Source organism: Rhizobium leguminosarum bv. trifolii WSM2297 (assembly GCF_000271845.1).
The window spans coordinates 789,440-807,455 of sequence record NZ_JH719395.1 but is presented as its reverse complement, the minus strand read 5'-3'; the positions used below and the strand labels follow the sequence as shown (position 1 = coordinate 807,455).

General features: G+C 60.9%; 21 protein-coding genes and 1 tRNA gene. 10 read left to right on the top strand and 12 right to left on the bottom strand.

Annotated elements, in window-relative coordinates:
- Nucleotides 1-36: 36 nt before the first annotated feature.
- Nucleotides 37-1,341, bottom strand: coding sequence for an ABC transporter substrate-binding protein (locus tag RLEG4DRAFT_RS19230; RefSeq protein WP_003579146.1), 1,305 nt, complete (start codon nt 1,339-1,341; stop codon nt 37-39).
- Between the two features lie 202 nt (nt 1,342-1,543).
- Between RLEG4DRAFT_RS19230 and RLEG4DRAFT_RS19225 the strand changes: the two genes are divergently transcribed.
- The 3 genes from RLEG4DRAFT_RS19225 to RLEG4DRAFT_RS19215 are packed head-to-tail and all read left to right on the top strand — an operon-like array spanning nt 1,544 to nt 4,536.
- Nucleotides 1,544-2,743 carry an ROK family transcriptional regulator gene (locus tag RLEG4DRAFT_RS19225; protein WP_003579144.1) on the top strand — a complete coding sequence of 400 codons (1,200 nt, stop codon included), beginning with the start codon at nt 1,544-1,546 and terminating at the stop codon, nt 2,741-2,743.
- 33 nt (nt 2,744-2,776) lie between these two features.
- On the top strand, nt 2,777-3,877 hold the full coding sequence (locus tag RLEG4DRAFT_RS19220) for a Gfo/Idh/MocA family protein (RefSeq protein ID WP_003579142.1): 1,101 nt from the start codon (nt 2,777-2,779) through the stop codon (nt 3,875-3,877).
- Between the two features lie 17 nt (nt 3,878-3,894).
- Nucleotides 3,895-4,536, top strand: coding sequence for a ThuA domain-containing protein (locus RLEG4DRAFT_RS19215; RefSeq protein ID WP_003579141.1), 642 nt, complete (start codon nt 3,895-3,897; stop codon nt 4,534-4,536).
- Between the two features lie 206 nt (nt 4,537-4,742).
- Here RLEG4DRAFT_RS19215 and RLEG4DRAFT_RS19210 read toward each other — a convergent pair whose 3' ends face one another.
- Nucleotides 4,743-5,222: a DUF2938 domain-containing protein gene (locus RLEG4DRAFT_RS19210; RefSeq protein WP_003579140.1), complete on the bottom strand. Its 480-nt coding sequence runs from the start codon at nt 5,220-5,222 to the stop codon at nt 4,743-4,745.
- Between the two features lie 80 nt (nt 5,223-5,302).
- Nucleotides 5,303-5,818, bottom strand: coding sequence for a MarR family winged helix-turn-helix transcriptional regulator (locus RLEG4DRAFT_RS19205; protein WP_003579138.1), 516 nt, complete (start codon nt 5,816-5,818; stop codon nt 5,303-5,305).
- A gap of 44 nt (nt 5,819-5,862) precedes the next feature.
- On the opposite strand from RLEG4DRAFT_RS19205, the gene RLEG4DRAFT_RS19200 reads away from it, so the two are divergent.
- On the top strand, nt 5,863-7,365 hold the full coding sequence (locus RLEG4DRAFT_RS19200) for an FAD-dependent oxidoreductase (RefSeq protein WP_003579136.1): 1,503 nt from the start codon (nt 5,863-5,865) through the stop codon (nt 7,363-7,365).
- Between the two features lie 303 nt (nt 7,366-7,668).
- Here the strand turns inward: RLEG4DRAFT_RS19200 and RLEG4DRAFT_RS19195 are convergent, their stop codons facing one another.
- The 3 genes from RLEG4DRAFT_RS19195 to RLEG4DRAFT_RS19190 form a co-directional block, all read right to left on the bottom strand.
- Complete coding sequence (locus RLEG4DRAFT_RS19195) at nt 7,669-7,935, bottom strand: hypothetical protein (RefSeq protein ID WP_003579134.1); 267 nt, start codon at nt 7,933-7,935, stop codon at nt 7,669-7,671.
- On the bottom strand, nt 7,935-8,105 hold the full coding sequence (locus tag RLEG4DRAFT_RS39735; protein ID WP_010069037.1) for a hypothetical protein: 171 nt from the start codon (nt 8,103-8,105) through the stop codon (nt 7,935-7,937). Before RLEG4DRAFT_RS39735 ends, RLEG4DRAFT_RS19195 begins: the two co-directional genes overlap by 1 nt.
- 98 nt (nt 8,106-8,203) lie before the next feature.
- Nucleotides 8,204-8,461: a DUF982 domain-containing protein gene (locus tag RLEG4DRAFT_RS19190; RefSeq protein ID WP_003579132.1), complete on the bottom strand. Its 258-nt coding sequence runs from the start codon at nt 8,459-8,461 to the stop codon at nt 8,204-8,206.
- Between the two features lie 380 nt (nt 8,462-8,841).
- Between RLEG4DRAFT_RS19190 and RLEG4DRAFT_RS19185 the strand changes: the two genes are divergently transcribed.
- Nucleotides 8,842-9,669, top strand: a complete 828-nt coding sequence (locus RLEG4DRAFT_RS19185) for a nickel-binding protein (RefSeq protein WP_003579129.1) — start codon at nt 8,842-8,844, stop codon at nt 9,667-9,669.
- Between the two features lie 150 nt (nt 9,670-9,819).
- On the opposite strand, the gene RLEG4DRAFT_RS19180 is transcribed toward RLEG4DRAFT_RS19185, so the two are convergent.
- Nucleotides 9,820-10,113 carry a DUF982 domain-containing protein gene (locus RLEG4DRAFT_RS19180; protein ID WP_003579128.1) on the bottom strand — a complete coding sequence of 98 codons (294 nt, stop codon included), beginning with the start codon at nt 10,111-10,113 and terminating at the stop codon, nt 9,820-9,822.
- 306 nt (nt 10,114-10,419) lie between these two features.
- Here RLEG4DRAFT_RS19180 and RLEG4DRAFT_RS19175 point away from each other — a divergent pair, with 306 nt between their 5' ends.
- Both RLEG4DRAFT_RS19175 and RLEG4DRAFT_RS19170 read left to right on the top strand, forming a co-directional pair.
- The gene (locus RLEG4DRAFT_RS19175; RefSeq protein WP_003579127.1) at nt 10,420-10,602 is read left to right on the top strand and encodes a hypothetical protein; all 183 of its coding nucleotides are present in this window, start codon (nt 10,420-10,422) and stop codon (nt 10,600-10,602) included.
- 543 nt (nt 10,603-11,145) lie between these two features.
- Nucleotides 11,146-11,880, top strand: a complete 735-nt coding sequence (locus RLEG4DRAFT_RS19170; protein WP_003579126.1) for a hypothetical protein — start codon at nt 11,146-11,148, stop codon at nt 11,878-11,880.
- Between the two features lie 16 nt (nt 11,881-11,896).
- Here the strand turns inward: RLEG4DRAFT_RS19170 and RLEG4DRAFT_RS19165 are convergent, their stop codons facing one another.
- Together RLEG4DRAFT_RS19165 and RLEG4DRAFT_RS40930 are read right to left on the bottom strand one after the other, a co-directional pair.
- The gene (locus tag RLEG4DRAFT_RS19165; protein WP_003579125.1) at nt 11,897-13,390 is read right to left on the bottom strand and encodes an FAD-dependent monooxygenase; all 1,494 of its coding nucleotides are present in this window, start codon (nt 13,388-13,390) and stop codon (nt 11,897-11,899) included.
- Nucleotides 13,391-13,717: 327 nt separating this feature from the next.
- Nucleotides 13,718-13,888: a hypothetical protein gene (locus RLEG4DRAFT_RS40930; RefSeq protein ID WP_003579124.1), complete on the bottom strand. Its 171-nt coding sequence runs from the start codon at nt 13,886-13,888 to the stop codon at nt 13,718-13,720.
- A gap of 229 nt (nt 13,889-14,117) precedes the next feature.
- On the opposite strand from RLEG4DRAFT_RS40930, the gene RLEG4DRAFT_RS19160 reads away from it, so the two are divergent.
- Nucleotides 14,118-14,339 carry a hypothetical protein gene (locus RLEG4DRAFT_RS19160; protein WP_003579123.1) on the top strand — a complete coding sequence of 74 codons (222 nt, stop codon included), beginning with the start codon at nt 14,118-14,120 and terminating at the stop codon, nt 14,337-14,339.
- 62 nt (nt 14,340-14,401) lie between these two features.
- Here the strand turns inward: RLEG4DRAFT_RS19160 and RLEG4DRAFT_RS19155 are convergent, their stop codons facing one another.
- The 3 genes from RLEG4DRAFT_RS19155 to RLEG4DRAFT_RS19145 form a co-directional block, all read right to left on the bottom strand.
- Nucleotides 14,402-14,605 carry a CsbD family protein gene (locus tag RLEG4DRAFT_RS19155; protein WP_003579122.1) on the bottom strand — a complete coding sequence of 68 codons (204 nt, stop codon included), beginning with the start codon at nt 14,603-14,605 and terminating at the stop codon, nt 14,402-14,404.
- Nucleotides 14,606-14,852: 247 nt separating this feature from the next.
- Nucleotides 14,853-15,476, bottom strand: coding sequence for an outer membrane protein (locus RLEG4DRAFT_RS19150; RefSeq protein ID WP_037094679.1), 624 nt, complete (start codon nt 15,474-15,476; stop codon nt 14,853-14,855).
- Nucleotides 15,477-15,749: 273 nt separating this feature from the next.
- Nucleotides 15,750-15,825: transfer RNA gene (locus RLEG4DRAFT_RS19145), tRNA-Lys, on the bottom strand.
- 209 nt (nt 15,826-16,034) lie between these two features.
- Between RLEG4DRAFT_RS19145 and RLEG4DRAFT_RS19140 the strand changes: the two genes are divergently transcribed.
- Entirely contained in the window at nt 16,035-16,784 is a 750-nt protein-coding gene (locus RLEG4DRAFT_RS19140) for a cytochrome c biogenesis CcdA family protein (protein WP_003579120.1), read from the top strand.
- Nucleotides 16,785-17,025: 241 nt separating this feature from the next.
- Nucleotides 17,026-17,961 carry an MBL fold metallo-hydrolase gene (locus tag RLEG4DRAFT_RS19135; protein ID WP_003579119.1) on the top strand — a complete coding sequence of 312 codons (936 nt, stop codon included), beginning with the start codon at nt 17,026-17,028 and terminating at the stop codon, nt 17,959-17,961.
- The last annotated feature ends 55 nt before the right edge of the window (nt 17,962-18,016 follow it).

The window sequence follows — 18,016 nt, the reverse complement described above, 5'->3', positions numbered from 1 at the left end:
ACTTTTGGAGCGCCGACAGGGGTCTGCGGGCGCTGGTTATTGTTCCAGTTCGAAAGCGTCCTGGATCATCTGGGCGCCGTCCTTGGACTTCATCTGGCCGGAGACGATTTCCACCGAGACGTCGTTGACGACACGGCCGACGGCGGCGCCCAGATCCTGGTCGAAGAAGTTCTGGTGCCAGGTCGAACCCGCAAGCTGCTTGGCCGATTCGGCCAGCAACGGATTGACGACGCCATCATCGGCGCCGACGGCCACGGGCAGAAGCATGCCCAATTTGGCCATCGCCCGCTCGTTCTCGGCGTTGGTCAGGAAAGCGAGGAAATCGAGCGCTTCCTTCGATGCCTTCTTGGTGACGGCCCAGCCGTTCAGGCCGCCGAGCGTATCGGTCGGCTTGCCGGCGCCGCCGTCGACCGTCGGGAAGACGAAACGGCCGATATTGTCGGGCGAAAGCCCCTTGCCGTCGCCGGCATTCTTGCGCTGGTTGGCCTCGGTCGCTTCAAAGCCCAGGATCATCGCCGCCTTGCCGTCGCCGAAGACACCGAGCGTCTGCGGCCAGCTTGCGCCGAGATAACCGGGCTGGAAAGGTTCGAGCTTGCCGAGCTCGGCGAGGTCGTCGCCGGCCTTGATGATCGCCGGATCGAGGAAACCTTCGCCCTCACCATTCTTGGCCGCGTCGAAGACCTTCTGGCCGCCTTCGCGCATGACGAGATAGCTCCAGTAGAAGTGGATCGGCCATTTTTCACCGCCGCCGCCGGCAATCGGCACGATGCCGGCCGCCTTGATCTTCTTGACCGTGGTGAGAAAATCGCTCCAGCTCTTGATGTCCTCGGCCTTGACGCCTGCCTTGGCAAACAGCGCCTTGTTATAGAAGAAGCTGACCAGGCCGACCTTGTAGGGGATCGCCCAGGTCTTGCCCTCGAAGGTCAGGCCATCGACCGAAGCCGGAGTATAGGCCTTGCGCAATTTGCCGCCATCGGCATCGAGCGCTGCCGTCACATCCTGCAGCGCGCCGGTCTCGGACTGCTGCTTCAGAACGCCGCCGCCCCAGCTGAAAAAGAAATCCGGCACGTCGTCGGACTGCAGCAATGTCGGAAGCTTGGCCTTGAAGGCCTCGTTTTCGAGGAACTGCATCTGGATGTCGACGTCGGGATGCTGGGCCTCGTATTTCTTGACGATGTCTTCCCAGGCGGCGACGTTTTTCGGGTCGAGTTCGAGATGCAGCCACTTGACCACCGTCGTCGCCGAGGCAGCCCCGGCTCCCGCCAGCAGCATGCCGGCTGCCGCGGCCATGGATGCGATGCGCCTGCCGCCGAGAGCGGCGCTCTTCAACATAAAATTCATGATTTTCCTCCCAGGGGACCTATCCTCACAATTTTTCCCCAATGCGGATTAATTCAACGGAGCTTTCGCACAATGTCAACCCAATGCCTGTATTTTTATCAAATGCGCTTGACAGCACCGAGGATTTGCCCGTTATTTATTTCGTAACCCGTTAAAAATATTCGGGTTCCGCAGCAACGAAACGATCGCCTGGCTAATTCCAATGAAGACCGCAGATCCTGAATTAATGCGCGCGATCAATCGCTTGAACGTGCTCGATACCGTCCGGCGCCATGGTCCGATCTCGCGCATCGAGATCAGCGAGCGCACCCAACTCTCCACCACCACCGTTTCGGCGATCACCGCCTCGCTGCTCGATGACGGGCTGATCCTGCCGCGTCACGAAGGCGACATCCGCAACGAGGCGGTGCGTGGGCGGCCACGTGTGGCTCTGGAACTCAATCCCGATGCGGCCCGCGTCGTCGGCGCCAAGATCGCCGCCAACAGGATGGTGTTCGTCGTCACCAATTTCCGCGGCGACGTGCTGTCGAAGCTCGCCTTGCCGATCCGCATCGACCGCCAGCCGATCGGCGTCATCGCCGATCTGGTCGAAGACGGTGTCAGGCGCTGCGTCGTCGATGCCGGGCTGTCGCTCGAAGATGTCGACAGCATCTGCCTCGGTTTTCCCGGCGTCATCGAACATCGCACTGGCTACATCAGAAGCAGCCCGATCTTCCGCGACATCAATGTCGATTTCGCCGCCGAAATGTCGACGCGGCTGGCAACGCCGACCATCGTCGAAAGCGACGCCCACGCCATCACCCTCGGCCATCACTGGTTCGGCAAGGCTCGCGATCTCGAGGATATGGTGCTGATTTCGCTGGAACAAACGCTGGGGCTCGGCGTCTTGCACGGCAACAGCCTGTTCCGCGGCGCCGGCGGGCTCAGCCACAATCTCGGCGACCTCGTGCTCGGCATGGGGCCAAATGGCGTGGTTAGGTTGTTCAGCCAGGCCGGCGAAAGCGCCATTCTCGGCGAACAGCAGACCGACGGGCGTTTTGCCGAAGCGATCCGCCTCGGGCGCGGAATGACCCATGCCCAGGCTTTGATCAAGGCCGATGACGACCGGCTGATCAGTGCGGCCATCCGCGCCGGCGAAGCGGTGGGATTGACGATTGCCAACATCGTCACCCTGTTTGCACCGCCGCGGGTCATCCTTGTCGGCTCCAGCCTGGCGCTCGGCGAACCCTTTCTGAACAGCCTGCGCGATGCCTATGCGCTGGCAATTCCGCCCTCGCTGAAGGGGGTGAGCGAACTCGTCTTTGACGATTCGAGTGATGATTTCTGGGCGCAGGGTGCGGCTGCGGTGGCGCTCTACGAACTCTACGAATCGCCCTGGAACACGACAGGGCCGGCGCTCTGAGCGGCGCACAGATCAAGATCAATGGAGGAATTCATGGATAAAGTCGGTATCGGCATCATTGGATGCGGCAATATTTCGGGCGCCTATCTCAAGGCAATGGCATCCTTCCCCATTCTCGAGATCCGCGGCGTCGCCGACCTCAACCGCGAACTGGCAGAGGCGAAGGCTGCGGAATTCAACGTCCCCGCCAAGTCGATCGAGGAGCTTTTCGCCGATCCCAAGGTCGAGATCATCGTCAATCTGACCATTCCCAAGGCGCATGTCGCGGTCGCCATGCAGGCGCTCGACGCCGGCAAACACACCTATTCGGAAAAGCCGCTGGGGATTAATTTCGCGGAAGGGAAAAAATTGGCCGAGGCGGCCCGCGCCCGCAATCTTCGTATCGGCGCGGCGCCCGACACCTTCCTCGGCGGCGGCCATCAGACGGCGCGCGCGCTGATCGACCAAGGTGTCATCGGTCAGCCGGTCGGCGGCTCGGCAAGCTTCATGTGCCCGGGCCATGAGCGCTGGCATCCGAACCCGGCCTTCTTTTACGAGGTCGGCGGCGGGCCGATGCTCGACATGGGTCCCTATTACATCACCGATCTCGTCAATCTTCTCGGGCCGGTTTCTCAAGTCGCCGGCTTTGCGACGACGCCGCGGGCCGAACGGCTTGTGACCAGCGAGCCGCGCAACGGCGAGCGCATTCCCGTGCACGTGCCGACACATGTCGCCGGCATGATGAGTTTTGCCAATGGCGCCGTCGTGCAGATCGTCATGAGCTTCGATGTCGCCGGTCACAAACATGTGCCGCTCGAAGTCTACGGCACCGAGGGCACGTTGATCGTTCCCGATCCGAACAAATTCGGAGGCCCTGTCGAATACCTGAAGAAGGGCGGCGAATTCGAAGACCAGCCGGTGACATCACCCTATGCCGACGGCAATTACCGCTCGCTCGGCGTCGCCGACATGGCGCATGCGATCCGCTCCAACCGGCCGCATCGCGCCAACGGCGATTTGGCGCTGCATGTGCTCGAAGTCATGGAAGCCTTCCACACCGCGGCCGCGACCGGCAGGACGGTTGATATTACCACGGCGACGGAGCGCCCTGCCCCCTTGTCCGATTCCATCGTCGACGGACGGCTGGCGAAATAATTTCAGGAGGAAAGACTATGCGTGAAGCACTGATCGTCTGGGGCGGCTGGAGCGGCCACGAGCCGCAGGAATGCGCCGAAATCATCAAGACCATGCTCGAGGAGGACGGCTTCAAGGTCTATCTCGAACACGGCACCGAGGCGCTCGCCGACCCTTCCGTCCATGATCTCAGCCTCGTCGTGCCGATCATGACGATGTCGAAGATCGAGAAGGAGGAGGTCAAGAACCTCGCGGCTGCGATCGAAAGCGGCGTCGGCATTGCCGGCTATCACGGCGGCGCCGGCGATGCCTTCCGCGACTCCGTCGACTACCAGTTCATCATCGGCGGCCAGTGGGTGGCCCACCCCGGCAACATCATCGACTATACCGTCAACATCACCCGGCCCGACGATCCGCTGGTGGAGGGGATCGCCGATTTCCCCTACACTTCCGAGCAATATTACATGCATGTCGACCCCTCGAACGAGGTGCTGGCGACGACGAAATTCACCGGCGAGCACGCCTACTGGATCGACGGCGTCGTCATGCCCGTGGTCTGGAAGCGCAAATACGGCAAGGGCCGCGTCTTCTATTCCTCACTCGGCCACCAGGCCAAGGAGTTCGACGTGCCGGAGATGAAGACCATCTTCCGCCGCGGCGCCAATTGGGCGGCGCGGTAAGATTGGGTTGTTGGGATAGAGAGGTGGAGAAGACCCCTCCCCACAAGGGAGAGGGACTAAGCTCTGGTCCCCGGCAGCGACAAAAAAAGAGAAGCCGTGCTGGCTGTGATCGTTCTAGGATTGCTACGACAGAGGTTATGCAAAGCGGTGCGGCATCTTAGCCCCTCCCCCTTGTGGGGAGGGGTTGGGGAGGGGTCTTCTATGGTCTAGCGAATGATCAGCGCCGTACCATAGAGTCCCAGCGCAAACACCGTATGCGCCAGCAGGTTGAAGCAGCGGACCTTGTTGGGGTTTGGATGTTTTGAGGCGGCCCAGCCGATGCCGAGGCCTGGCTGCAGCAGGAACCACCCTGCCCCGACGGTGATAATGCCGAAGATCCAGGCGGGAAGGAATGTCGGCGCGGCGAGCCAGCCCTGCCCCATGATGAGCGCGAAGATCACCCCATAGAGAATGCCGACGGCATAGTGGCTGATCCAGCCGAGCGCCAGCTCATTGGCATAGGGTTCGGCATCGGCGATGCTGTCGTGAAAGACCTTGCCGCGGCGAAGGTGCCAGAACCAGCGGCCGACCGGCGCCCAGTTCGGCGCCGCCTGGCCGAAGACCTTGGTGAGCAATATCGCCCAGAGGTCCATCAGGATGGTTGCGCCGGCGCCGATCGCCAGGCCGCGCCACAGAATATCGAACATCGGGAATCACCGGAGAGCGTTGAATTGCAGAGGCGCTAGAAAAGCATTGGAGACACGCCGGTGCAATGGCTACGCGCGCATCATTCGCGCTCGTCATGCGAGGCCGGCGTGCTGTCGCCGAGATCGCCACTGATATCTTCTGCAAACTTCCGCATCAGCCGCACCAGCTCATTGAATTCGTGCTCGTCCCAGCGCTCGAAGATGGCGCGGCCGATCCTTTCGCGCGCCACGTCGATGCGATCGGTCATCGCCTTGCCCTTCGGGCTGATGACCGCCTCGCGCACGCGGCGATCGGCGGCACCTCCGCGGCGCTCGACCAGGCCGAGGCTTTCGAGCTTGGCAACCTGACGGCTGACAGTGGTGTAGTCGCGCCCGGCGCGGTCGGCGAGTTCGACCACGCCGATCGGACCGAGGCGTTCCACCGTGACCAATAGCGGAAACAGCGCGCGGTCGAGCGAAATGCCGGCCTCGCGCACCATCTGCTCGTCGCGCTGCGGACGGTTCATGACGCTGACGATCTCGATCAAAGCCCCATGCAGTTCGCGCAGTTTTTCCGACATATGTGTATTTTGCACATTTCTTGTTGACGCCGTCATATCGATTCTCCTATTGTGTGCATAATACACATATGGAGATGAATATGACATCGAATTCTACAATCGACGTGCTGATATCGGGCGCCGGTGCGGCCGGGCTGACGCTGGCAATCGAGCTGGCGCGGCGCGGCGTCAATTTCCGCCTGATCGAGAAAATGAACGACCCGTTCCGCGGCTCCCGCGGCAAGGGCATCCAGCCGCGCACACAGGAAGTCTTCGAAGATCTCGGCATCCTCGACCGGATCGTCGCGCTTGGCGGCGCCTATCCCAGGCAGCGGGAGTATCGCGACGATGGGAGCTTCAGCGACTCCGACTTCGTGCTGGATGAAGCGCCGACGCCTGCCGAACCTTACCATCTGCCGCTGATGGTGCCGCAGTTCCTGACGGAGGGCGTGATGCGCGATCGTCTGCTCGAGCTGGGGCACCGCCCGGAATTCGGATGTGAACTCATCGGCTTCGAACAGGACGATGCGGGAGTAACGGCGCGGCTCAAGGGCCGATCCGGCGAAGAGACCATCCGCGTGCGCTGGCTCGTCGGCGCCGATGGTGGGCGCAGCTTCGTGCGCCACGCGCTCGATATCGGCTTTCCCGGCAAGACGCTCGGCGTGCGCGCCATCGTCGCCGATGTCATGCTGACCGGCCTCGATCGCGACGCGTGGCATCGCTTCGGCGAAGGCGACATGCAGCGCCAGATTTCGATTTGCCCGCTCGCCGGCACCGAGATGTTCCAGATCCAGGGACCTGTTGCGCTCGTAGGCGATATCGATCTTTCCGAGGCAGGCTTGACCGCTCTGGTGAAGGAGCGCACCGGCCGGGCTGACATCACCATCCAGTCGGTTTCCTGGGCATCGGCCTTCAACATGAATGCCCGGCTTGCCGATCGCTACCGGCAGGGCCACGTGTTCCTGGCCGGCGACGCCGCCCATACGCATCCGCCGACCGGCGGCCAGGGTCTGAATACCAGCGTGCAGGATGCCTATAATCTCGGATGGAAACTGGCGGCGGTCGCCGGCGGCGCCCCGGACGCGCTGCTCGACAGCTACGAGGAAGAGCGCCGCCCGATCGCCGCGGCGATGCTTGGTCTTGCCACCGGTCTTCTCGATGCTCTGAAGCGCGGCGAGATGCGGCGCGGGCGCGAGGTCCATCAACTCGATATCGGCTATCCCGAGTCTTCCCTCGCGCTGGAAAAGCCGGAGCGTCGCGCCGGCCTGCTGGCAGGCGACCGTGCACCGGATGCACCGCTCACAGGTGCGGCCGGCCAGCCGAGACGTTTGTTCGAACTGTTCAGGGGCACGCACTGGACGCTGCTCGGTTATGAGGTCGAGCAACTCACGATACCGCTGCGCCCAGGGCTGCATATCCGCAGGATTTGCCAACGTGCCGACCTGATGGATCAAGGCGGGCATTTCCGCGAGGCCTATGGCCTGGCCCCAGGCGACTGGGTGCTGGTGCGTCCGGACGGTTATGTCGGCGCCATCGTTTCAGCGGCCGATACCTGGGCGCTGGAAGCCTATCTGGCAAATGTCGGTTTCGAGCATGATGCGTGAGCGCCAAGCCGACGCCGAGCCGTCGCCCGACTACGCGAATTTCCGAGGTCGACGCGCGCGTCACCCGGTGTTTGATGAGAGAGAAATTCGATGAGGGACGAACTGGGTTCGACCGACACGGCCGTAGAGGCTGCGCAGCAGCGACTTGACTGCCGCCTGATGCTGCCGGTTTTTCATCATCGCAGCCGGCTTTCCCGGATCGATCCTAGGCTCTGAATTGTGCGTCGCCGGTGGCTGGGCGCAGATCCGACAACGAGTTCGGCGCCCTTCGTGAGTGTCTGAAACGGCGGGCAGGACTGATGTTCAGAGGGCGTCGCGCTGGTATCGCGGCGTCCAACCGCGGGTCATCCCGCGGCTCATCGCCCGCTCCGCCAGCGCCAGTTGCCGGCGGAGATGTTTGCAGTCGTCGAGCAGCGAGCGGATCGCCGCCTTGGCATTGTCGTCATGCCAGGCCAACACGGCTTCGACTTCCCAAGCTCGATCGGGCCAAGCAGGATCGGGCCAAGCAGGATCGGGCGACGCCGGATCCGGCCAAACCGGATCGGGTTCCAGGACCTTTGCCGGTCGCATCAGTTCAGCGCCAATGGCAATTGAACCGGACGCGGCAAGGGCGGCAGCGGCCGGCTGAGTTCGACCTTTCTCTGCCAGGCGGCGCGGCGCAGCTGATCGCGCTCGCGCGCCGCACGGGAGGCTTCGACAAGGGCTAGGGCGTTGGCGATCACTTGTTCCGTATGTGTCATGACCATCTCCAATGTTCCTGTTTTGTTCCATTTTAGACGTTTGGCTGGAAAAGTCAAGTTGGGAGGATCTCGTTCAAAAAATGGATCGGGGCGGGCGTTCAGTCCGCAGCTTCAATGACGGCGATGCCGGCTTCCTGCGCAGCCCTGATGAAGGATGCGCGCACCTCTTCCGGCGGGAGATCGCCGATAATTGCATCCAGGCATGACTTCACGGCTTCGAGATAATCTTCGCCGTCATCGACCGGCCAGTCGTGCAGCAGCGTGCGCGCGGCGTCCCACACAGAGTTAATAACGGCATAATGGCCGAGCCCCATTGAGGCCAAGCCGACCGGTCGAAAATTTGCCGTCTGTCTCACTTTTCTACAGCTTTTCCAATTTCGGTGAGCTTACGAGTTAAAGATGCAATTTGCGTGCCGATGGCGGCGGGAACGGGCGTATCTCCGTGCGCCTCCAGGCAGGCGCCTTGAAAACATGCAACGCTTGAAGCGTCCGATCGGCTTCGAGAACCCCACGATTGGTTATCAAACGACTGATTATGGTAAATATCAGGCTTCTCCGGCCAAGCCTACTCATTAAAAACCGGGATTTCCTTAGTATTCTATAGGAATTGCAGCAACGCCGCGACTTTTCTCGAAGCAACAACCTCAATAAATCATTCATTGATTGTACCAAAGGTGGACGCAAAAGCATCCAGATCGTACTATGCCTTGCAAACGGCGATCTCGGAGGACGCGCCATGCCAATCTTCATGGACCGGCACCTTCTCGAGGGAACGTCGGCAGCCGACGTTGCCCAGGCGCATCGCATGGATCTCGACATTCAGGATCGTTACGGCGTCAAGTTCCTCACCTATTGGTTCGACCAGCGGCGCGGAACCGCCTTCTGTCTCGTGGATGCGCCCGATATGGAAACCGCCCAATGTGTGCATCGTGAGGCGCATGGCTTGGTCGCCAACGAGGTCGTCGAGGTCGCCTTATCAGCGGTCGAGGCTTTTCTCGGCCGAATTCATGACCCTGAACTGGCGCCTGGCCAATCCTCGGCGCAAGTGGATCCCGGCCACCGGGCCATTCTCTTCACCGATATCGTCGGCTCGACCGAGATGACAGCGCGGCTCGGCGACCGCATCGGGACTGAGATGGTGCGGGCCCATGACGCGATCGTGCGCCGATGCCTCGGCCAAACCTCAGGCCGCGAAGTGAAGCACACCGGCGACGGCATCATGGCGGCTTTTTCCGCCACCACCGCGGCCGTCGAATGCGCCATGGCAATCCAGCAGGAATTCCTGCGTTACAACGGCGGAAACACCGAGCCGATCCATATCCGCATCGGGCTGGATTGCGGCGAGCCGGTCGAGGACAGCAACGACCTATTCGGCTCAACCGTACAGCTCGCCGCACGGCTCTGTGCGGCCGCATCCAGCGACCAGATCCTCGTCTCGGAGAACATTTTTCGGGAACATGGCGCCGCCGATCTCTTCGGTCACGCCTCGCGCCGACGGCTCAAGGGCTTTTCGAAGCCGGTGATGGTGTTCCGATGTGACTGGGCGAATGGCGCCACTGCCTGAGATTTGTCGAGATCCCCGGGATCGCCTCTGCCTGTTGATGCTCGTCGCCAAGCATTGTCGCTGAGAAATAGGTGTTCGGCCGGCAGCCGACGTTAAAACCAGAACGCGCCGCACATGATGTGACGGCGCGTTTTTGCTCATTCCATCGTATCAAGCATTGCCGATATTTCGATCACCCATCAGCTGCTCGAATTTGGGCGCGCCCTCGACCTTGGCAAGCACACCCGACATCTTCAGAAACCGCCGGAAATTCTCGCGCGCAGCGCTCAGCGGGAAACGGCCGCTGGCCGTGTCCCGGCACGCCTTCAACAGCGTGTCATATGCCAGGCCCCGTTTCTCCTCCGGCCATTCATCGAGAAAATCGATGATTTCATCGAGACATGTGATCTCAGCGATGAAATGCTGACGATGAAGCAAAACCGGATCGAACCGAGTTTCCGCCATAGTAACCTCCCATTTATATTACTTTTTTATGGGATAATATTACTGAAAATCCTTGATTTATTCAAGATAAAATCGCCTGCATTTAGTCAAAAGCTTCCGCAACTACTTCCATAACGGCAGAATAGCCCGATGAGATTATCTTGAGGGAATCGATCAGAGATCGAGGTTCAAACGCACAAGCTCAAGGTCGATTGATCCATCGCACACGTGTTCAGCCAAGCGTGATCAATAGCGCCGGAAGTTTCGTATAGGCTGGTACGGCACGGTAGACTATGACCAAGATCAATTCCGCAAGGGAGAGCCCAGATGAACCGATTTCTGACATTTGTAGCCATCGGCGCGCTGCTCGGCGTGTCCGCGATCGCGTCTTCCTGCACCTCGCCTGGCAAGCACGATCGTGAAGATTTCCAGTATCAACGGGACACCTCGATCAACCCGGCGTGCGCGGGTGGTTTCAGACCCGGCAATGCGCGCTCGTGCAGCTATTAAGGCGCCCCCGGCCGACATTGGTGCACGGCCTCACTGCGATTGCCGCAGGGAGCAGCCGTGGTATGGCTGAGTCATTGAGAGGAGGCGCGCTGCAGCAATAGAAATGGTTAGGGAACTCCGAGCCTGCCCCGCAGTTAAGTGAACGGGTCACGTGTTGGCTCAATTCAAACAGGAGAACGGTTCCCAATGAACAATTTGATCTGGATTGTCGGCGCTGTCGTCATTGTGCTCGCGGTTTTGAGCTTCTTCGGCTTTCGCTGACTAATGTAAATTGTGGCGAGGGGCCTTTCTCTCCTTGGCAATCAGGTGGAGATGAGACCGCTGGCGCCGATAGATCGATAAGCTTCGGAGCGACTTGTCTCTGGTGGCTTTGGCTGGCCGGACGCTATTTGCGCGTGTTGTCCGCCGAGGGCCGAACCGCGATCCATCGACTTTTCGCCTACAATCCAAAAAAATGTCGGTTGGCCAGGCTACATCACCCCCCTCGACTTCCCTTACAATCACGCGTTTCGGCCTTCGCGAGGCCGGTCGCGAGGGAAATCGATGGAACGTCTTGGTCAGGAAAAAGCGACCCAATCCGACAAGCGGGCTGTAAAAGCCGAACACTCGGATGATCTCGCCCGGGATGTTTCAGCCGTCAAAGTCGGCGACTGCCTGCTGGGGTACAAGGCGGTCCGGCGCCGAGCGCGAGGCGGCCGCTGGAACCATTTCCGTGGCCGGATGCGCGAGATCGAAAAATTGATCAGGCATCGCCATGGAGATATCGTGCCCGAGGCGGATGATGCTTTGATCTATGTCGAGGTGATCGCCAGCCTCGCCTTTGTCGAATTCGGGCAAGAGTTCGTGGACGTTGTACTCGGCTGGGCGGCGCGATGGCTTCCCTGGGCCGGGAAAGCCGACGTGGAGGAGATCATCTACGAGCGGACGAAGGTGCGCTTTTCCCCGCTGTCGGCCGACGCTCTCGGTCACGCTCTGCATTTGAGCTATGCCGAAAGGTGCGCCCTCGATATCCGCACGATCGGCGCCTTCGATGTACCAAAGGGAAATAGAGCAAAACTGCAAAAGGAAAAGCGGCGGCAGCGGGACAGAAGCCGGAAAGACGAGCAACGCCGTGCCGCAGGCGCGCGCCCCAGAGCCGACTATCTCGCCAATTCCTTTAGCCAAGCGCGCCCCTGGGAGGCTTTCGGCATCAGTCGCCGGACATGGGAGCGCCGCGGCAAACCCATGCCGGAGGCCGAGACGATATCGGATTGCGGTTCGATGCCTCTGGCCGCTTAGCCAAAGTTCGTGGCTTTTAGGCGGGCTGTCCAAACCAGGTCGTCATCGCCTCGTGCAAACCATCCGTCGTCCCCTCGCCCACCCAGGCCACATAGCCATCGGGCCGGATCAACGCGGCGGTTGGGGCCGAGACCGCACCCAACGCCGGCAGCTCCCATACGCCGTCATAGCTGGAGTCAAGCAGTTGGACGCGGCCAGACCACGGCCCGATGTCGAGGCTGCCGGGCGCAGCGAGATTCAACAGCAGCGGTTGCACATTTTGGAGCAGCGCATAAACGCGCAGAGGGCCATCTGATGTGGTGAGGTCAAGGTCCGGCATGCGGCGGCCGAGCAGCGGATGCCCCTCGCCAAGGTCGTAATGGATGGCCAGCCCGGACATTTCGGCGGCGATCTTTTTTCGGTTCTCCTCCATGGCGAGGAGCTCCAAAACCATGTCTCGCAAGGCTTCGGTGCGGTCATCGGTCCGTTGCAGCGCGACCTGCGCCATCGTCGTGCGCAACACGCGGGCGGCCACCGGATGGCGCTCGGCATGATAGGTGTCGAGAAAGCTTTCCGGCGATATTCCCTTCACCACCTGAGCCAGCTTCCAGCCCAGGTTGACGGCATCCTGAACACCGGTGTTGAGGCCCTGCCCGCCCACTGGAGAATGCACATGCGCGGCGTCGCCGGCCAGGAAAATCCGGCCCTTGCGGTAAGCCGCCGCCTGCCGCGACATATCGGTGAACCTGGAAATCCACCTCAGACTATGGATGCCATAATCCGTCCCGCATGTTTCGATCAGGGCTTGCCTGAGATCGCCGAGGGTCGGCTCGCTCGTGCCGCCGGCCGTCTTTTCGGTCACCATGACGTTGACCGGACCTTCACTTGAAAAAACGACCTTGCCGTCGCGGATTTCGTACTCCTCCCGGCCGAATGCATGCATGCCGAGCGCCGTACGGTGCACGCCGAGCGGCGGCTCCTCCTCCATTTCGGCCTCGGCGAGAATGTTGCTGGTCGTCGCATCCCATCCCGGAAACTCGATGCCGGCCAGCTTGCGAACCAGACTGCGGCCGCCATCGCAGCCGACGAGATAGCCTGCCCTCAGCGACGCGCCATCGGAGAGTTCGATGGTGACGCCGGTATCGTCCTCCGCGAAAGCCGTCAGTTCACGGCCGCGATAGATCGCCACAGGCAGTTCTTCGACCCAGCCGGCAAGAACGCGCTCGATGTGCTTCTGCCTCAGCGCCAGCCCGTAATTGTGCCGGGTCGGAAAATCGCTGATATCCAGCCTCGTGACCGCAAATCCGGTGACCTGGGCGATCTGGCCTTCCGCGAGGAACCGGTCGACCACTCCACGCTGGTCGAGAACCTCAAGCGTGCGCGAACTCAGGCCGCCGGCCCGGGACCCGACAATCTCCTGGTTCGGGCGGCGTTCGACGATGGCGACGTCAACGCCCGCCAACGCCAATTCGCCTGCCAGCATCAGCCCCGTCGGACCTCCTCCGGAAATCACGACCGCGTGTTCTTTCATCCGCAGACTCCTCTTTCCGATTGCCCGACGCAATATCCCGGCGTTCCAGGCAGACCTGCCCGATGGCATCTGGAACGGCAGTTCAATAGATCCAGACCCCGGCACCGATTTCGGTGTCGCAGGTTGTTCCCCCTATAAATTTGGCTCTTTACTGGTTGGAAGGACTTGCGACAGAATTTCCCGCCTTGCTTTCCAAAGCAATGTTCGTTGCCGCTTGCTGGACTTGTGGAGTCCAACGCAGGCTTTTCAACACGACCTGACCGGGTGCACGCCGGATCTGGCAGAGGCCTTAGCGGTCATCGTTTGTTCTCGAAGGACGAAATTATCTCACTGCGGAGGCGTGGCTTTTTGCGGAATCGTCTCAGCAGCAGGTCGCTCGGACGGATCGCCGGGATGGCCGTAGATTGTGTACACGGCGCCCGCCAGAACACCGAGGACGAGTAGAGCCAGCACGTATAACATCATTCCGCGGATAGCCATCTTCGGTGTCTTGTCCATCAGGGGACCTCCAAGATCGCTCAGGGGTCAAATTCGGTGCAGGCGCTTTTGGTTCCGAAAGTGGAATGTGTGAAGGGCGATCGCCGATCCGCATCTGCGCCGGGGCCAAAAACGCTGTGCTTACGATGCGGGCGAGGCGCAAAAGCCGGAAGGCATTGAGCAGGCACGCACGGAACGATCAAGGCCGAATTCGGTTTAAACCCATATTCTCTTCACAGCGGAGGCCACCATGTGGGTCATCCTGACCGGAGCCGCTCTCATCATCGGCGGACTGCTTTTCCTCTTTTCGTCGGTGCTTGGTCGAAAGCCGAGTGATCCGCATCAACTGCCGCAAGGCGGCACGACGCTGGAACCACGGCGCCAAGGCCTCAGATTCCTCGGCCTATCCAAAAACTGGCCGGCCCTTGCGCTTATCGCCGGCGGCGCCCTTCTATTGGCTTTTGGTGGATAGTCATGAGATCAGCTGAAGAATGACGGCAAGAACCCGGCTTTCACCGGGTTCTTGCTCAGGCACTACCAAGTCTGCCGACCGTACCAGTCATCGATATCGCGTCTAATGCGATCCCTCTCGATGCCATACCGCTCCTGGATCTTACCTTCCAGTTGGTCGCGCTTGCCGGCGATCTGGTCGAGATCATCGTCCGTGAGTTTGCCCCACTGCTCTTTGATATTGCCCTTCACCTGCCTCCAGTTTCCTTCCACACGATTCCAATCCATGATCGATTTCTCCTGTTTGTCGATGAGGAGAGAACGGGAAGCAGTGGAAGTTGGTTCCTGCATTTTTGGCCGATTTGACAAACCGCCGCGTTATCCTGCCCTCGCAGCCTCTTGCTCGCGGCGACGAGGATAGGCTGGCCTTTTCGCAGTTGTGCTGATCAAAAAATGGTTGCCTGCGTTACGGCGCCAAATAGAAAAGCCCCGCCAAGTTGACGGAGCTTTCGCGCTTCTGACTAGCCGACAGTTGTTAGAACTTCACGCCGAGACCGAACTTGACTTCGTGCTGGTCGAGATCGACATCAACACCGAGAATGTCTTTCTTGCCGAAGTCGTTGTACCGGTATTCGCCGCGGGCGAAGATGTTGTTGGTGATGGCAAAGTCGACGCCAGCCCCGACGGTGTAGCCGTTGAAGGTTTCGGTTTCCTTGTCGAATCCCGGCACATCAACGTAGCCGCGCGTAGCGGTCCAGCCAGCTGCGCCATAGATCAGCGCCTTGTCGAAGGCGTAGCCAACACGACCGCGAACGGCGCCGGCCCAGTCCGTCCCAATGTCCGCTCCCAGGACTTCCTTCTCATTCCAGTTGTATTCCAGGTTGCCTTCGATACCGACGACAATGCTATCGAACTGGAAGTTATAACCCGCAAACCCACCGAAGACGCCGCCATTGAAATCCTCAGAAGCGCTGGGGCCGCCGAAGTCGAAATCACCGTTAAGCCATCCGGCGCCGCCATCGAGACCGAAATACGGACCCGACCAAGTGAAGACAGGGGCAGCCGCAACGGGAGCGGCCGGAATATCCTGAACGGCATCCGCTGCAAAAGCAGTCGATGCGACAAGTGCGAGGAAAGTGGTGGCGATAGTCAACTTCATTTTCTGTACCCCATGCATTAGAATACAAGCACAATATAATATTCACCAACAAATAGCTGTAGCAACAAAGCCACACTCGCAGGGACTGTACGTTTGGGACGACGCCGGCAGCGGCCGACAGGCTCATTGGTGGGTAAGGTAGCGCTTAGGCTTTGCCAGATTCATATAGCGTGGTGGCTGCTGCGGATTCGATTCAGTATCGGTCGCCATGCCACATGATTTAGTGGCGGCCGGACGGCGACACCAAATCGAAAAACACATTTTTGAAATTGTTGGTGAGAGCGTCGGGGTTCGAACCCGAGACCTACTGATTAAAAGTCAGTTGCTCTACCGGCTGAGCTACGCTCTCCCTCTCCGTGGGTGTGAAGCACCCCGGCTGGAAGTGGGCGGAACATAGGCAGGCGACCCATTGCGGTCAACCGAAAAATTCGGGTTTTTTCGGCGATCGGCACATTTCTTGCGCGCGCAAGGCAATTGCTGCCGAGCGCAAAAAGGTGATTGGCAATGCCGGACCAGCAAAGCTAGGAACATCACGCAGATAGCAGCCGGAGAGAATGTGTGTCGATTGCCGATATTTCCCTGTGGAGCGCGTTGATAGCCGGGGCGCTTTCCTTTCTGTCGCCTTGCGTGCTTCCGCTCGTCCCGCCCTATCTCTGCTACATGGCCGGCATTTCGGTCGAGCAGTTCCGCGGCGGTGGTGCGGTTGCGGTTGCGCCCGACGTCCGGCGCGGCGTGTTGTTCTCCGCCCTGCTGTTCACGCTCGGCTTTGCCACCGTCTTCGTGGCGCTCGGCGCCGGTGCCTCCAGTATCGGCATGGCGCTTCGCCAGCATCTCGACCTGTTGTCGAAACTCGGCGGGCTGATCATCATCGTCATGGGGCTGAATTTCCTCGGCGTCTTCCGATTGGGCCTGCTTGCCCGCGAGGCGCGTTTCCAGGGCGGCGGCAAGCCGGCGACGCTTACGGGGGCCTATATTATGGGCCTTGCCTTCGCCTTCGGCTGGACGCCCTGCATCGGCCCCGTGCTCGGCGCGATCCTCGGTGTCGCCGCCTCGCGCGAGACGGTCGGCTCCGGCGCCGGGCTGCTTGCCGTCTATTCGCTCGGCCTTGCCATCCCCTTCTGGATCGCCGCCGGCTTTTCCGGCGCCTTCATGCGCTTCCTGTCGCGCTTCCGCCGCCATCTGGGCACTGTGGAAAAGGTGATGGGCGTCTTTCTCGTGCTGACCGGCCTCGCCTTCCTGTTCGGATGGGTCAGCGATGTGGCGATCTGGTTCCAGCAAACCTTCCCGATCCTGATGCAGATCGGCTAGGCCACGGGTTGCCGATTTTCTGGCTATGCAGCAGGCTTTCCGCGTTCGCTGATCTGGTCAACTCCGCGCTCATCAGCACGCCGCCGGCAGTAAAAAGCAAGGCCCGCACCTATGCCGTGGTATGGCTTGCCCTGTCCCTCGGCCCCACCCGCCCTTATCCCTCGACCCAATCGATCGCAAACACGCCTCCATGTAGCGTCGTCGATGCCGTGTTTAAGGCGGCGGTCAGAAGGAGACGAACATGAACCTTGAGACAAAGATGAGCCTGGAAAACACCGCACACACCGGCATACCTCGGCTCGACGAATTGGTTCCGTCGCGCTACGCGGTGCGGGTCGGCGAGATTGAGGTGCTGGTGGTCAGCGATGGCGTGCTGCCGCTCCCAACCGCGATGCTGGGACACAACATCGATCCCGCCGTCCGAGCGGCCTGGCTGAAAGACATGTTCCTGCCTGCGGATGCTTTCGACTGGGCGCTGAACGTGGTCGTGGTGCGCAGCGGCGACCAGACCATACTCCTCGACGCCGGGCTGGGGATCGACCCGGACTTGCACCTGCCGCGGGCCGGGCAGCTGATCAAGCGATTGGAAGCCGCCGGCATCGATCTTGCGTCGGTGACCGACGTAGTCCTTACCCACATGCACATGGACCACATTGGCGGGCTGCTCGTCGACGGGGTGAAGGACCAGCTGCGTCCGGACCTGCGGATCCACGTGGCGGCGGCCGAGGTCAAGTTCTGGGAGGCGCCCGATTTCTCCCGGGTCTCCATGCCGCCGGGGTTCCCGGACGCGCTTCGGGCGACCGCCAAGCGGTTCGCCAAAGAGTATCGCAGCCATCTCAGGCTGTTCGACGACGAGTACGAGGTAGCGCCGGGCGTGGTCGTCCATCGCACCGGCGGCCACACTCCCGGGCACAGCGTGATCCGCCTGGCGTCTGGCGGGGACCGGCTGATGTTTGCCGGCGACGCCGTGTTCGCGGTCGGATTTGAACATCCCGACTGGTACAACGGCTTCGAACACGACCCCGAGGAGGCGGCTCGCGTTCGGGTCCGTCTTCTGCGGGAACTGGCGGAGACCGGCGAGCAGCTGGTGGCCACTCACCTGCCGTTCCCGTCCGTCGGCCGGGTGGCGGTCGATGGCGACGCCTTTCGCTGGGTAGCGGCCTTCTGGGACTACTGATCGCTCTGGTCAGGCACGTCCCACCTGTAGAGCGTTTCCGTCTTTCCTTGAAATG

What these genes read in the sequence shown, in the direction of transcription:
- RLEG4DRAFT_RS19230 (WP_003579146.1), bottom strand. Translation starts at nt 1,341, where the DNA reads ATGAATTTTATGTTGAAGAGCGCCGCTCTCGGCGGCAGGCGCATCGCA.
- RLEG4DRAFT_RS19225 (WP_003579144.1), top strand. Translation starts at nt 1,544, where the DNA reads ATGAAGACCGCAGATCCTGAATTAATGCGCGCGATCAATCGCTTGAAC.
- RLEG4DRAFT_RS19220 (WP_003579142.1), top strand. Translation starts at nt 2,777, where the DNA reads ATGGATAAAGTCGGTATCGGCATCATTGGATGCGGCAATATTTCGGGC.
- RLEG4DRAFT_RS19215 (WP_003579141.1), top strand. Translation starts at nt 3,895, where the DNA reads ATGCGTGAAGCACTGATCGTCTGGGGCGGCTGGAGCGGCCACGAGCCG.
- RLEG4DRAFT_RS19210 (WP_003579140.1), bottom strand. Translation starts at nt 5,222, where the DNA reads ATGTTCGATATTCTGTGGCGCGGCCTGGCGATCGGCGCCGGCGCAACC.
- RLEG4DRAFT_RS19205 (WP_003579138.1), bottom strand. Translation starts at nt 5,818, where the DNA reads ATGACGGCGTCAACAAGAAATGTGCAAAATACACATATGTCGGAAAAA.
- RLEG4DRAFT_RS19200 (WP_003579136.1), top strand. Translation starts at nt 5,863, where the DNA reads ATGACATCGAATTCTACAATCGACGTGCTGATATCGGGCGCCGGTGCG.
- RLEG4DRAFT_RS19195 (WP_003579134.1), bottom strand. Translation starts at nt 7,935, where the DNA reads ATGCGACCGGCAAAGGTCCTGGAACCCGATCCGGTTTGGCCGGATCCG.
- RLEG4DRAFT_RS39735 (WP_010069037.1), bottom strand. Translation starts at nt 8,105, where the DNA reads ATGACACATACGGAACAAGTGATCGCCAACGCCCTAGCCCTTGTCGAA.
- RLEG4DRAFT_RS19185 (WP_003579129.1), top strand. Translation starts at nt 8,842, where the DNA reads ATGCCAATCTTCATGGACCGGCACCTTCTCGAGGGAACGTCGGCAGCC.
- RLEG4DRAFT_RS19180 (WP_003579128.1), bottom strand. Translation starts at nt 10,113, where the DNA reads ATGGCGGAAACTCGGTTCGATCCGGTTTTGCTTCATCGTCAGCATTTC.
- RLEG4DRAFT_RS19175 (WP_003579127.1), top strand. Translation starts at nt 10,420, where the DNA reads ATGAACCGATTTCTGACATTTGTAGCCATCGGCGCGCTGCTCGGCGTG.
- RLEG4DRAFT_RS19170 (WP_003579126.1), top strand. Translation starts at nt 11,146, where the DNA reads ATGGAACGTCTTGGTCAGGAAAAAGCGACCCAATCCGACAAGCGGGCT.
- RLEG4DRAFT_RS19165 (WP_003579125.1), bottom strand. Translation starts at nt 13,390, where the DNA reads ATGAAAGAACACGCGGTCGTGATTTCCGGAGGAGGTCCGACGGGGCTG.
- RLEG4DRAFT_RS40930 (WP_003579124.1), bottom strand. Translation starts at nt 13,888, where the DNA reads ATGGACAAGACACCGAAGATGGCTATCCGCGGAATGATGTTATACGTG.
- RLEG4DRAFT_RS19160 (WP_003579123.1), top strand. Translation starts at nt 14,118, where the DNA reads ATGTGGGTCATCCTGACCGGAGCCGCTCTCATCATCGGCGGACTGCTT.
- RLEG4DRAFT_RS19155 (WP_003579122.1), bottom strand. Translation starts at nt 14,605, where the DNA reads ATGGATTGGAATCGTGTGGAAGGAAACTGGAGGCAGGTGAAGGGCAAT.
- RLEG4DRAFT_RS19150 (WP_037094679.1), bottom strand. Translation starts at nt 15,476, where the DNA reads ATGAAGTTGACTATCGCCACCACTTTCCTCGCACTTGTCGCATCGACT.
- RLEG4DRAFT_RS19135 (WP_003579119.1), top strand. Translation starts at nt 17,026, where the DNA reads ATGAACCTTGAGACAAAGATGAGCCTGGAAAACACCGCACACACCGGC.